Below are 12810 nucleotides of genomic sequence, written 5' to 3'. Positions count from 1 at the left end.
GTCACTGTGCGGGCCCCTCTGTGCTGACGGTGCTGATGAAGACGTTCTTGGTCTCGGTGAACGCGGTGAGGGCGTCCGGGCCGAGTTCGCGGCCGATCCCCGACTGCTTGAAGCCGCCGAAGGGGGTCCAGTAGCGGACGCTGGAGTGGGAGTTGACGGACAGGTTGCCCGCGCGGACGGCCCTGGAGACGCGCAGCGCGCGGCCGACGTCCCGGGTCCAGATCGAACCGGAGAGGCCGTACGGGGTGTCGTCGGCGAGCCGGACCGCCTCCGCCTCGTCCTCGAACGGCAGCACGACGGCGACCGGTCCGAAGACCTCCTCGACGGCCACGCGCGCGTGCGGCTCGACTCCGGTGAGGACGGTGGGCGGGAACCAGAAGCCCGGGCCCTCGGGTGCCTTGCCGCGGATGCCCTCGGCGTCCGGGTCGACGTACGACCGTACGCGCTCCCGCTGGGCCGCGGAGATCAGCGGGCCCATGTCGGTGCTCTCGTCGGCCGGGTCGCCGACGCGGACGGACTCGACCGCGGGTGCGAGCAGGGCGAGGAAGTCGTCGTACACGGAGCGCTGGACGAGGATCCGGGTGCGGGCGCAGCAGTCCTGGCCCGCGTTGTCGAGGAAGGACATCGGCGCGCTCGTGGCGGCGGCCGCGAGGTCGGCGTCGGCGAAGACGATGTTGGGGCTCTTGCCGCCGAGTTCGAGGGTGACGCGTTTGAGGTGCGCCGAGCCCTTGGCCAGCACCTGGCGGCCCACGGCCGTCGACCCGGTGAAGACGATCTTCGCGACGCCCGGGTGTTCGACGAGCGCGTCGCCCGCGACCGGTCCCTCGCCCGGCAGCACCTGGAAGAGGTGCTCGGGCAGGCCCGCCTCCAGGGCGAGTCCGGCGAGGCGCAGGGCGGTGAGCGGGGTGGTCTCGGCGGGCTTCAGGAGGACCGCGTTGCCGGCCGCGAGCGCGGGGGCGGTGCCCCAGGCGGCGATGGGCATGGGGAAGTTCCAGGGCGCGATGACGCCGACCACGCCGAGGGGTTCGAGGAAGGTGACGTCGATGCCGCCGGGTACGGGGATCTGGCGGCCGGTGAGGCGCTCCACTCCCCCGGCGGCGTAGTCGAGCAGGTCGCGGACGTTGCCCGCCTCCCAGCGGGCGTTGCCGAGGGTGTGCCCGGCCTCGCGGACCTCCAGCCGCGCCAGTTCCTCGACGTGGCCGTCCACGGCCGCGGCGAAGCGGCGCAGCAGCCGGGCGCGGTCGCCGGGTGCGAGCGCGGCCCATTCGGCCTGCGCCTTCGCGGCCCGTGCCACCGCCGCGCGGACGTCCTCGCGGGACGCGGCCGGGACGGTGGCGACGACCTCCTCGGTCGCCGGGTCCAGTACCTGGAGCTCGTGCTCGTACGACACGTACGCAACCTCACATGCGTTCGAAGGAGCGGCGCAGCTCCCAGTCGGTCACCGCGGCGTCGAAGGCGTTCACCTCGACGCGCGCCATGTTGCGGTAGTGCGCGACCACCTCGTCCCCGAAGGCGGCCCGCGCGATCGGGCTGTTCTCCCACAGCTCGGCGGCCTCGCGCAGGGTGGTCGGCACGTGTTCGTAATCCCCCGCGTACGCGTTGCCGGGGCAGGCGTCCGGCAGTTCCAGCTCGTGCTCGACGCCGTACAGCCCGGCCGCGACGAGTCCGGCGACGGCGAGGTGCGGGTTGACGTCCCCGCCGGGGAGCCGGTTCTCGAACCGCAGCGAGCGGCCGTGGCCGACCACTCTGAGGGCGCAGGTGCGGTTGTCGTGTCCCCAGGCGACGGCGGTCGGCGCGAAGGAGCCCGGCTGGAACCGCTTGTACGAGTTGATGCCCGGCGCGTAGAGGAGCGAGAAGTCGCGGAGGGCGGCGAGCTGTCCGGCGAGGAAGTGACGCATGAGGGGTGACATGCCGTGTCCGTCGCCGTCGGCCATGACGCTGTTGCCGTCCGCGTCCGCCAGGGAGAGGTGGATGTGGCAGGAGTTGCCCTCGCGCTCGTTGTACTTGGCCATGAAGGTGAGCGAGACGCCCTCCTGGGCGGCGATCTCCTTGGCGCCGGTCTTGTAGACGGCGTGCTGGTCGCAGGTGACCAGGGCCTCGTCGTAGCGGAACGCGATCTCGTGCTGCCCGGGGTTGCACTCGCCCTTCGCGGACTCCACCGTCAGCCCGGCGCCCGCCATCTCGTTGCGGATGCGGCGCAGCAGGGGCTCGACGCGGCCGGTGCCCAGCACCGAGTAGTCCACGTTGTACTGGTTGGCCGGGGTCAGGCCCCGGTAGGCCGCGTCCCAGGCCCGCTCGTAGGTGTCCTTGAAGACGATGAACTCCAGCTCGGTGCCGGCCATGGCGGTGTAGCCGAGGGCGGCGAGCCGGTCGAGCTGGCGGCGCAGTATCTGGCGGGGCGCGGCCACGACCGGGGACCCGTCGTTCCAGGCCAGGTCGGCGATGACCAGGGCCGTGCCCTCGTTCCAGGGCACGCGGCGCAGGGTGCTCAGGTCGGGGCGCATGGCGAAGTCGCCGTAGCCGCGTTCCCAGGAGGACATCGCGTACCCGTCGACGGTGTTCATCTCGGTGTCGACGGCGAGGAGGTAGTTGCAGCCCTCCGTGCCGTGTTCCAGCACCTCGTCGAGGAAGAACCGCGCGGCGAACCGCTTGCCCTGGAGGCGTCCCTGCATGTCGGGGAAGGCCAGCACCACGGTGTCGATCTCACCGCCCGCGACGAGGGCGTGCAGTTCCTCGACGGTGAGCGGGGGCGTGCGGTCTGCCACGGGGAGGGCCTCCTTCGGCGGGCCGGGGACCGAGGGCCATAAGGTATTGCCGGGAACCATTGCTTGGGAAGGGGGCACGGCGAGATGCCGGAGCCGGATGCGGACGCCTTCGACGGCCCGGACGGCCACGTGGACGACCGGCTGGCGCCGGTGCTGCGGCCGGTGCGCGCCGGCAACGGCTTCGAGGAGGCGCTGGAGCAGATACTGCAGGTCGTACGGCTCGGACTGGTCCCCGCGGGCGAACGGCTGCCCGCCGAGCGGGACCTGGCGCACCGCCTCGGCATCAGCCGGGTGACGCTGCGCGAGGTGCTCAGGGTGCTGCAGGACCAGGGCCTGGTGGAGGCGCGGCGGGGGCGGTACGGGGGCACGTTCGTGCTGCCGCGCGCGCAGGCGCCCGGCGAGGACGAACTGCGCCGCCGGGTGGAGCGGGTGGACCTGGAGGACGTGCTGCGCTTCCGCGAGGTGCTGGAGGTGGGCGCGGCCGGGCTGTGCGCGGCGCACGGGCTGGACGGCGAGCGCGCCGCCCGGCTGCGGGACGCGCTGCGGAGCACGCGGGACGCGCCCCTGACGGAGTACCGGCGCACGGACACGCTGCTGCACCTCACGCTCGCCGAGCTGTCGGGGTCACCGTCCCTCACCGCCCAGTACGCGGCCGTCCGCGCCCAGGTGAACGACCTGCTGGACTGCATCCCCCTGCTGGTGCGCAACCTGGAGCACTCGCAGCGGCAGCACGCCGCGCTCGTCGGGGCGGTGCTGGACGGGGACGCGGACGGCGCGCGGGAGATGATGCGGGAGCACTGCGGGGGGACGGCGGCGCTGCTGCGGGGGTTCCTCGGCTGAGCCGCACGCGGCGTCCCGTACGGCCGCCGCGGGTTTACGCGTGTTTAACGCACGGGTCTTGCGTTCCGGCCATCGGCACCGCAAAGGTATGCAGCCATTCCATTGAGCGCAGTGAGCGGGAGTCGCGCCATGCCTTCGGAAACATCCGGGCCCCCGGACCCCTATCTGCAGCGCAGGACCCTCCGCCGGGGAAGCGCCGGCTGGGTGCTGCTGACCGGGCTCGGCGTCGCCTACGTCGTGTCCGGCGACTACTCGGGCTGGAACTTCGGCCTGGCCGAGGGCGGCTTCGGCGGCCTGGCGATCGCGCTGGTCCTCATGGGCACCATGTACGCCTGCATGGTGTTCGCCCTCGCCGAGCTGTCCGCGATCCTGCCCACGGCGGGCGGCGGCTACGGCTTCGCGCGCCGGGCGCTCGGCCCCTGGGGCGGCTTCCTGACCGGTACCGCGATCCTCGTCGAGTACGTCCTCGCGCCCGCCGCCATCTCCGTCTTCATCGGCGACTACGTCGAGTCGCTGGGCCTGTTCGGCCTCACTTCCGGCTGGCCGGTGTACCTAGCCTGCTTCGTCGTCTTCATCGGCATCCACCTGTGGGGCGTCGGCGAGGCGCTGCGCTTCAGCTTCGTCGTCACGGGCGTCGCGGTGGCCGCCCTGGTGGTCTTCGCCGTGGGCGCGCTGCCGGAGTTCGACGCCTCGTCGCTGGACGACATCCCGGTCGACCCGGCCGCGTTCGGCGCGAGTTCCTGGCTGCCCATGGGACTGCTGGGCATCTGGGCGGCGTTCCCGTTCGGCATGTGGTTCTTCCTGGGCGTGGAGGGCGTGCCGCTCGCCGCCGAGGAGACGCGGGACCCAGCCCGTACGCTGCCGCGGGCGATCCGCTGGTCGATGGGCATCCTCGCGGTGCTGGCCGTGGTGACGTTCCTCGCCGCCGCGGGCGCGCGCGGCTCGGCCGCCGTCCAGGACGCGGGCAACCCGCTCGTCGAGGCGCTCCAGCCGGGCGGCGAGGCGACGGCGCTCAGCCGCGTCGTCAACTACGCCGGGCTCGCGGGCCTGGTGGCGTCCTTCTTCTCGCTCGTCTACGCGGGCTCGCGCCAGCTGTTCGCGCTCTCCCGGGCCGGCTACCTCCCCCGTTTCCTCTCCCTCACCAGCCGCCGCAAGGCCCCCTACCTGGGGTTGCTGGTGCCGGGGACGATCGGCTTCACGCTGGCGGCGGGCACGGGCGACGGGGCGCGCATGCTGAACATCGCCGTCTTCGGCGCCACCATCAGCTACGCGCTGATGGCCCTGTCCCACATCGTGCTGCGGCGCCGCGAGCCGGACCTGCCGAGGCCGTACCGCACGCCGGGCGGGGCGCTGACCTCGTCCGTGGCCCTGGTGCTCGCCTGCGCGGCGCTGGCGGCGACCTTCCTGGTGGACGTGACGGCGGCGTTCATCGCCCTCGCGGTGTACGCCGTGGCGGTGGCGTACTTCGGGCTGTACAGCCGCAGGCACCTGGTGGCGAGGGCACCGGAGGAGGAGTTCGCGGCGCTGGCGGCCGCCGAGGCAGAGTTGGCACGGGACTGAGGGCCCCGCACGACTCCGCCCGACGCCCGCGACGCCCGCGACGACTTGAGGAGCGACAGGTGACCAGGCCGCTGATCGGTGTGAGCACGTACTGGGAGTCCGCCGCGCGCTGGGGGATCTGGGAACTGGAGGCGGCCCTGCTGCCCGCCGGGTACCCGCGGCTCGTCCGGGCGGCGGGCGGGCTGGCCGCGATGCTGCCGCCGGACGGTCCGGCGTACGCCGCGGAGACCGTCGCCCGCCTGGACGGCCTGGTGATCGCGGGCGGCCCGGACGTCGACCCCGCCCGGTACGGTGCCGAACGCTCCCCGCGCACCGGTCCCCCCGCTCCGGAGCGCGACGCGTGGGAACTGGCCCTGATCGGCGCCGCGCTGGACGCCGGCACCCCGCTGCTGGGCATCTGCCGCGGCATGCAGCTCCTCAACGTCGCCCTCGGCGGGACGCTGGTCCAGCACCTCGACGGCCATGTCGCCGAGGTGGGCGTCTTCGGCCGGCACACGGTCAGGCCCGTGCCGGGCTCGCGGTACGCGGACATCTCCCCCGGGGACGCCTCGGTGCCGACGTACCACCACCAGGCGGTCGACCGGCTCGGCGAGGGACTGCGGCCGTCGGCGTACGCGGCGGACGGCACCGTGGAGGCGGTCGAACTGCCCGGCCCCGGCTGGGTGCTGGGCGTCCAGTGGCATCCGGAGATGGGCGAGGACACGCGCGTGATGGAGGCGCTGGTACGGGCCGCGTCCGCCTGAACCGGTCCGGGCGGTGTGCCGCTCCGGCCGCTCCGTACCGCGCTACTTGCGGGTCAGTGTCAGCAGGTCCCGGGCCGGGCCCGTCGGCCGGTGGCCCGTCGGCCAGACCGCGCGCAGCGCCCGCCGCAGGGACACGCCCTCCACGGGCACGCTCACCAGACGGCGGGCGGAGAGCTCCTCGCCGAGGGCCAGTTCGCTGAGGACGGCGGGGCCCGCGCCGCTCACCGCCGCGGCCTTCACCGCGGTGGTGGAGGACAGCTCGATCAGCGGGCGGGCGAGGCCGCCCAGTGCCGCGGTGAGGACCTGCCGGGTGCCCGACCCCTCCTCGCGCAGGACCAGCGGGGTCGCCGCCAGTTCCGCCGCGTCCACGGGCCTGCGGCGGCGCGCCCAGGGATGGCCGGGCGCCGCGACCACGATCAGGTGGTCGTGGGCGATGACCGCCGAGTCCAGGCCCGGCGGCACGCTCAGTCCCTCCACGAACCCGAGGTCCGCCTCGGCCGCGAGCAGCCGGTCCGCGACCACCGCCGAGTTGCCCGCCTGCAGCGACACCGCCGTGTCGGGGCGCTGCGCGCGCAGCGCGACGAGCCACCCCGGCAGCAGGTACTCCGCGATGGTCATGCTGGCCGCGACCCGCAGCCGGGAGTCCCTGCGGTCCCGCAGGGCCTGCGCGCCCGCGTCGAACACCTCGGCCGCCTCCACCACCCGCCGCGCCCAGTCCGTGACCAGCGCGCCGGCGTCCGTGAGCCGTGAGCCGCGCGGTGACCGGTCGACGAGGGCCACGCCCAGCTGCCGCTCCATGGACCGGATGCGGCTGCTCGCCGCCGGCTGGCTGACGCCCACCTCCTGGGCCGCCCGCCCCAGGGAGCCCAGCCGTGCCACGGCCAGCAGGAGTTCCAGCGCCCCGAGATCGGGCACCCGGTGCGCGAGTCCGCCCCGCGGTGCCGACGCGTCCGCTCCGGTCCGTCCCTGCCGCTCCGCCTCACTCATAACAGCAGCTTATGCCCCGTTCGGCGGAAACCCCTGATGGGCCGCGCGCAGAGCCGCGCGGAGCACCTGTGGCGCCTCGGCCAGCGAGGGGCCGTACCAGGTGAGGTGGCGCCCGCTGACCAGCGCGCACGGCAGCCCGGGGAACGCCTCGGGCCCGTCGTCGGCCGAGAAGCGGTACGGCTCGTCCGGCAGCACGACGACTCCGGGGCCCGCGGCCCGCAGCTCGTCGACGGGCACGCGCGGATACCGCTCCGGGTGCGCCGCGTACAGGTTGTCCACGCCCAGCCGGGCCAGGACGTCCCCGGCGAAGGTGTCCCGGCCGAGCACCGTCCACGGGCGCCGCCAGACCGGCACGACGGCCGTCGTACGGCGCTCGGGGGGCCGCCGGGCCACCTCGGACCAGGCCCGTGCCGCCTCGTCCAGCCAGCGCGGCCGCCCCGCCGTGCCGACAGCGGCGCCGCAGGCCCGCAGCACCCGCTCCAGCTCGTCGAAGGCCTGCGGGACGGAACGCACCTCGGTGACGAGGACCTCGACGCCCGCCCGGCGCAGGGCGCTCAGGTCGGGCGCGCGGTTCTCCTCCTCGTTGGCGATCACCAGATCGGGGGCCAGCCCGATGATCCGGTCCGTGTCCGGGTTCTTGGTGCCGCCGATCCGTGTCACGCGGAGACCGGCGGGGCGCTCGCACCAGTCGGTGGCGGCCACCAGTGCGCCGGGCACCGAGAGCGCCACGGCCTCGGTGAGCGAGGGGACCAGGGAGACGACGCGGGGGACGGGCACGGGCCTCACACGCCTCGCCGGTGCCGGTCCTCCAGGGCCTCGATGTGGTCGGAGACGGCCACCACGATCACGCGGGTGTCGGGCACCGTGGCCCGCCACCGGTGCCGTACGCCGCCGGTCAGGTAGAGCGTGTCGCCGCGGCCGAGCCGGTGGGCGCGGCCCTCCGCCTCCACCTCCACGGCGCCGTCGGCCACGTACATCAGTTCGTCGTTGCGGTGCTGGACCTCGCGGCCCTCGTCGTGGTCGCCGGTGAACTCGGTGGCGTGCAACTGGTGGTGACCGCGCACCAGGGAGCGCGCGACGGACTCACCGGGCGCGTGGGCGTCCGGTCCGGCGCGCACCATATCGACGCTGCACGCCGGGTCGGCCGCGGCGAGCAGTGCGACCGCCGTGGTGCCGAGGGCGTCGGCGATGCGCTCCAGGGAGGGGCGGCTGGGGCGCGCCCGCTCGTTCTCCACCTGGCTGAGGAAGGGCACCGACAGGCCGCTGCGCTCGGCCACGACGGCGAGGGTGAGCTCCAGTGTCCGGCGCCGCCGCCGGACGGCCGCGCCCACCCGAAGGGGCTGTTCTTTGTGGTCGCCCATAGCTCCGGCTCCCTCCTTCGCTCGTCGGTCCGCCGTCGGGTGCGCCACCGCTTCCCGTCGACCGCAGGCGCACTGCTCCTGATGACTTCTCTGCACCCTACGCATGTTCGGCAAACCGTTTCATGCGCCCGTCACATCGCTGCCACGTCGGTGAGAGGCGCGGGCCCACTGTTCCCGCCACCGGAGGGGCCGTCCGCCGTGTCGCCGCGCGGCGGTTCCCGGCCGGTGGCAGCGGGTGGGCGGCCGCCGGACGAGCCCCTCGGTGGTTGGCCGGATTCGTGCGGGCGGCCCTCCTCCTCGGCCGCCCCCGGACGGCGCCCCGCTCCCGTACAGGCCGCAAAGGGGTGGGCCCCGGCGCACACCTGCTCGTGTGCGCCGGGGCCCACCCCTCGGACAGCCGGTCAGGCCGGGGTCATCCGGTCCACCATGTCCGGGTGCTCCTCGAGCCAGGCGGAGACGGCCTCCTGCTCATTGCCCTGGCCGCGGTCCTTGATCTCGGCCTCCAGGCTGCCGAGCTCGTCCTCGCTCATGCGGAAGTTCTTGATCCACTCGGTGAGCTGCGGGTAGTTCCCGGAGAACTCCTTGTTGGCGATGGTGCGGATGGTGTTGCCCTCGCCGAACAGCTTCTTGTCGTCCTTCAGCTTGGTCAGCTCGTACTCGCTGTACGCCCAGTGCGGGGACCACAGGGCGACCGCGACGGGCTCCTCACCCGCGTAGGCCCGCTCGAGCTCGGTCAGCATCGCCGGCGTGGAGCCCTCGACGACCTCGTACTCCTTGTCCAGGCCGTAGCCCGGCAGGACGTCGTTCTTCAGCAGGTCCATCTGCCCGGTGCCCGGCTCGATGCCGATGATCTTCCCGTCGAAGAGGTCGGCCTTGCCCTTGAGGTCCTCCAGGGACTTCACGTCCTCGACGTAGGAGGGCACGGCGATCTCCAGCGAGGTCGGCTCGTACCAGGTGCCGAGGTCCTCGAGGCTGTCCTTGCTCTTGTCCCAGTAGTTCTTCTGGGCGTACGGCAGCCAGGCGTCGAAGTTGAGGTCGAGGTCACCGGAGGCCAGACCCGTGTAGACCGGGCCGACGTCCATCTGCTTGAGGTTCAGCCGGTAGCCGCGCTCCTCCAGGACGTTCTTCCAGAGGTGGGTCACGGCGACGCACTCGTCCCACGGGAACCAGGCCACGTTCAGGGGCCGCGACGCCTCGGCCGGGGTGCCGCCGGAGCCGGAGCCGACCGGGGCCAGCTCGTCGACGAGGCCCGGGTTGTCCTTCAGCCAGGTGCGGACGGCCTCCTGCTGCCTGCCCTTGCCGGCCTTGTTGATCTCGGCCTCGAGGCTGGTGAGCTGCTTCTCGCTCATCGTGAAGTCCTTCAGCCACCCGGCGACCGTGGGGTCGTCGTCGGAGAAGCCCTTGCGGGACAGCGAGTGCACACCGTCGCCCTCGCCCCAGGCGCCCTTCGGGTCCTCGAGCTTCTTCAGCTCGTAGTCGTTGTACGCCCAGTGCGGCGACCAGAGCGTGACGACGATCGGGTCCTCGTTCGCGTAGGCACGCTCGAGCTCGGCCAGCATCGCCGGCGTGGAGCTGTCGACGACCTGGTACTCGCCGTCCAGGCCGTACTCCCCCATGACCTTGCTCTTCAGGAGCTGCATCTCACCGGCGCTGGCCTCGATGCCGGTGATCCTGCCGTCGAACGTGCCGGCCTTGCCCTTGAGGTCCTCCATGGAGTCGATACCGTCCATGTAGGCGGGAACGGCCAGCTCCAGGGAGGTCTGGTCGTACCAGGCACCGAGGTCCTCGAGCTGGTCGCCGTACTTCTCCCAGTACGAGGCGTGGGTCGTCGGCAGCCAGGAGTCGGTCTGGAAGTCGACGTCGCCCTGCGAGAGCGCCGTGTACAGCGGGCCGGCGTCCATCTGCTTGGCCTCGACCTCGTAACCGCGCTGTTCGAGGATCTCCTTCCACAGGAAGGTGGAGGCGACGCCCTCGTCCCAGGGGATGTAGCCGATGGAGAGCTTCTTGCCCTGGCCGACGTTCTCGCCCGAGGCGGCCTGCCGGGTGTCGCCGTCGCCGCCGAAGACGCCCATGCCGCCCGCCACGAGGGCGAGGATCACCACGCCCACCGCGGCGACCTGCGGACGGAGCCGGTAGGACCAGATCTTGTAGCGCGCACCGGCGCGGGCCTTCGCCGCGGCGCGGCGGCCCAGCGGCGAGACCTGGGTGCCCAGGGCACTGGTCATGCGGTCCAGGTAGATCGCCAGGATGACGATCGCGATGCCCGCCTCCGCGCCGAGGCCGACGTTGAGCTGGCCGATGGCCTGGTTGACGGCGCCGCCGAGGCCGCCGGTGCCGACCATGCCGGCGATCGCGGCCATCGACAGACCGAGCATGATCACCTGGTTGACGCCCGCCATCACGGTGGGCAGCGCCAGCGGCAGCTGGACGCGCAGCAGGGTGTTGCGCGGCGTGGTGCCGAACGCCTCCGCGGCCTCGACGAGCTCCTTGTCGACCTGGCGGATGCCCAGCTCGGTCATGCGCACGCCCGGGGCGAGCGCGAAGACCAGGGTGGCCACGATGCCCGCGGGCGCGCCGGTGCCGAAGAACAGCAGCGCCGGGATGAGGTAGACCATCGCGGGCAGCGTCTGCATCAGGTCCAGGACCGGCCGGACGGCCGCGCTGACCCGGTCCGAGCGCGCCGCCCAGATGCCCAGCGGCACCGAGATCACCAGCGCGATGATCGTGGCGACGAGGAGGAGCGACAGGGTCACCATCGCGTCCTCCCACAGCCCGAGGGAGTCGATGAAGGCGAAGCCCGCGAAGGTGAGGACACCGGCCAGGGTGCCGCGCAGCCAGAAGGCCAGCACGGCGAGGATACCGGCGAGCAGCAGCGGCTGGGGGGCCTGGAGGACGGCGTCGATACCGTCGTAGGCGCCGGTGAAGAGGGACTTGAAGAAGTCGAACAGCCAGGCCACGTTGGAGCGCAGCCAGTCGACCGCGCTGTCGACCCAGTCGCCGAGGGGGATCCTAGGCACGGGCCATCACCTTCTCGCCGTCCTCGCCCTGCGAGGATTCGCCGGTGGTGGAGGCGGCGTCGGAGGCGTCCTGCTCCTCGCCCATGAAGTCGAGGAGGCGCTGCTGGGTGACGACACCGGCCAGCGCGCCCTTGCCGTCGAGCACCGCCACCGGGTCCGAGGCGCGCGCGGTGATGGCGCACAGCTCGGTGAACGGGGTGTCGAGGCTCACGGTCTCGCGGTCGCCGCCGCTCCTGCCGCCGCGCACGGCGCGCACGTCCCGGTCCATGACGGACTCGGCGGTCAGCACGCGGGAGCGGTCGACGTCCTGGGTGAAGGAGGCCACGTAGTCGTTGGCCGGGCGCATGAGGATGTCCTGCGCGGTGCCGAGCTGCACGATCCGGCCGTCGCGCATCACGGCGATGCGGTCGCCCAGGCGCATGGCCTCGTTGAGGTCGTGCGTGATGAAGACGATCGTCTTCTTCAGGGTCTTCTGCAGTTCGAGCAGCTGGTCCTGCATGTCGCGGCGGATCAGCGGGTCGAGCGCGCTGAAGGACTCGTCCATCAGCAGCAGGTCGGCGTCGGTGGCGAGCGCGCGGGCGAGGCCGACACGCTGCTGCATGCCGCCGGACAGCTCGTCGGGCCAGGACTTCTCCCACCCGGCCAGGCCGCACAGGGCGAGCGCCTCGTCGGCGCGGCGTTCGCGCTCGGCGCGGGGCACGCCCTGCACTTCCAGGCCGTAGGCGGCGTTGTCCCGGACACTGCGGTGCGGGAAGAGCGCGAAGTGCTGGAAGACCATGCTGATCTTCCTGGAGCGGACCTCGCGCAGTTCGCGGGCGCTGATCTCGGTCAGGTCCTGGCCGCCGAAGCGGACATGACCGGCGGTCGGTTCCAGGAGACCGTTGAGCATGCGGAGCAGGGTGGACTTACCCGAACCCGACAGGCCCATGACCACGAAGATCTCGCCCGGCTCCACGGTGAAGCTCGCGTCGATGACGGCGGCGGTGGTGCCGTCGGCGCGGAGTTCCTCCCGGTCGGCTCCCTGGCGCAGCCTCTCGACCGCTCGCTCCGGTTTTCTGCCGAACACTTTGAAGAGATGTTCGGCCTCAAGCCTGGCTGACACGCGTACCTCTTGGGTCGGGGACAAAAACACGGAGCGCCCGGCCGTATTCCATCCGTTGAAAATGCAACCGGTGTCGCTCCGGCGCGGCGCCTCCCCTGAATCATTCAGGTCAAACGAAAGAGTGACTTAGGTCACACTCGCGACCGGCGACGCGTGCGCCTCGGCGGGTCGTCGGACACGCCCGGATCTCGGCGGCCACTCGAAGGCCACGGACGAGAGCGCGTCCGTCGTGGTGCGGGCGATGCGGTGCCGCATCAGGACGTGCCCGGACCAGTGGACCAGGGCTTCGTGGCGGCGCTCCGGCAAGCGCTCGTGGCCGCACGCACCGGCCGCGTCGGCACACCCGTGCCGGGAGCCTCTCCGCGACCCGACGCCCCGGAAGCACCACGCAGCGCGAGCGTCATCGAGCGGCGGAGCAAGGTCGCCGTCGGTTCG

At 72.8% G+C, this 12810-nt stretch carries 10 protein-coding genes; 3 read left to right on the top strand and 7 right to left on the bottom strand.

Annotation, left to right across the window (positions count from 1 at the left end):
- Window position 1 precedes the first annotated feature (1 nt).
- Both IEZ04_RS14895 and IEZ04_RS14890 read right to left on the bottom strand, forming a co-directional pair.
- Window positions 2–1390, bottom strand: a complete 1389-nt coding sequence (locus IEZ04_RS14895; RefSeq protein ID WP_189217328.1) for an aldehyde dehydrogenase family protein — start codon at window positions 1388–1390, stop codon at window positions 2–4.
- A gap of 10 nt (window positions 1391–1400) precedes the next feature.
- Window positions 1401–2765 (bottom strand): glutamine synthetase family protein, encoded by a 1365-nt coding sequence (locus IEZ04_RS14890; RefSeq protein ID WP_189217327.1) that lies wholly within the window; start codon window positions 2763–2765, stop codon window positions 1401–1403.
- 84 nt (window positions 2766–2849) lie between these two features.
- Between IEZ04_RS14890 and IEZ04_RS14885 the strand changes: the two genes are divergently transcribed.
- The 3 genes from IEZ04_RS14885 (at window position 2850) to IEZ04_RS14875 (ending at window position 5908) form a co-directional block, all read left to right on the top strand.
- Window positions 2850–3605 carry a FadR/GntR family transcriptional regulator gene (locus IEZ04_RS14885; RefSeq protein WP_189217326.1) on the top strand — a complete coding sequence of 252 codons (756 nt, stop codon included), beginning with the start codon at window positions 2850–2852 and terminating at the stop codon, window positions 3603–3605.
- 129 nt (window positions 3606–3734) lie between these two features.
- On the top strand, window positions 3735–5165 hold the full coding sequence (eat, locus tag IEZ04_RS14880) for an ethanolamine permease (protein ID WP_189217325.1): 1431 nt from the start codon (window positions 3735–3737) through the stop codon (window positions 5163–5165).
- 59 nt (window positions 5166–5224) lie between these two features.
- Window positions 5225–5908, top strand: a complete 684-nt coding sequence (locus IEZ04_RS14875; protein ID WP_189217324.1) for a gamma-glutamyl-gamma-aminobutyrate hydrolase family protein — start codon at window positions 5225–5227, stop codon at window positions 5906–5908.
- A gap of 42 nt (window positions 5909–5950) precedes the next feature.
- Here IEZ04_RS14875 and IEZ04_RS14870 read toward each other — a convergent pair whose 3' ends face one another.
- The 5 genes from IEZ04_RS14870 to IEZ04_RS14850 form a co-directional block, all read right to left on the bottom strand.
- Window positions 5951–6895, bottom strand: coding sequence for a LysR family transcriptional regulator (locus IEZ04_RS14870; RefSeq protein WP_189217323.1), 945 nt, complete (start codon window positions 6893–6895; stop codon window positions 5951–5953).
- A gap of 9 nt (window positions 6896–6904) precedes the next feature.
- Window positions 6905–7672 carry a helical backbone metal receptor gene (locus IEZ04_RS14865; protein WP_189217322.1) on the bottom strand — a complete coding sequence of 256 codons (768 nt, stop codon included), beginning with the start codon at window positions 7670–7672 and terminating at the stop codon, window positions 6905–6907.
- A 5-nt stretch (window positions 7673–7677) separates the two neighbouring features.
- Window positions 7678–8256: a helix-turn-helix domain-containing protein gene (locus IEZ04_RS14860; RefSeq protein WP_189217321.1), complete on the bottom strand. Its 579-nt coding sequence runs from the start codon at window positions 8254–8256 to the stop codon at window positions 7678–7680.
- Window positions 8257–8657: 401 nt separating this feature from the next.
- Window positions 8658–11273: an ABC transporter permease/substrate binding protein gene (locus tag IEZ04_RS14855; RefSeq protein ID WP_189217320.1), complete on the bottom strand. Its 2616-nt coding sequence runs from the start codon at window positions 11271–11273 to the stop codon at window positions 8658–8660.
- Complete coding sequence (locus tag IEZ04_RS14850; protein WP_189217319.1) at window positions 11266–12375, bottom strand: quaternary amine ABC transporter ATP-binding protein; 1110 nt, start codon at window positions 12373–12375, stop codon at window positions 11266–11268. The genes IEZ04_RS14855 and IEZ04_RS14850 overlap by 8 nt, the downstream gene beginning before the upstream one ends.
- Between the last annotated feature and the right edge of the window lie 435 nt (window positions 12376–12810).

Origin of the sequence: Streptomyces ruber (assembly GCF_014648075.1) — a bacterium.
Taxonomy (GTDB): domain Bacteria; phylum Actinomycetota; class Actinomycetes; order Streptomycetales; family Streptomycetaceae; genus Streptomyces; species Streptomyces ruber.
Note: the sequence above shows the minus strand (reverse complement) of the source record. Positions and strands in the feature narration are given on the sequence as shown.

Excerpts from the sequence above, each read along its gene's own strand:
- IEZ04_RS14885 (WP_189217326.1), top strand. The coding sequence starts at position 2,850 with ATGCCGGAGCCGGATGCGGACGCCTTCGACGGCCCGGACGGCCACGTG.
- IEZ04_RS14870 (WP_189217323.1), bottom strand. The coding sequence starts at position 6,895 with ATGAGTGAGGCGGAGCGGCAGGGACGGACCGGAGCGGACGCGTCGGCA.
- IEZ04_RS14860 (WP_189217321.1), bottom strand. The coding sequence starts at position 8,256 with ATGGGCGACCACAAAGAACAGCCCCTTCGGGTGGGCGCGGCCGTCCGG.
- eat (WP_189217325.1), top strand. The coding sequence starts at position 3,735 with ATGCCTTCGGAAACATCCGGGCCCCCGGACCCCTATCTGCAGCGCAGG.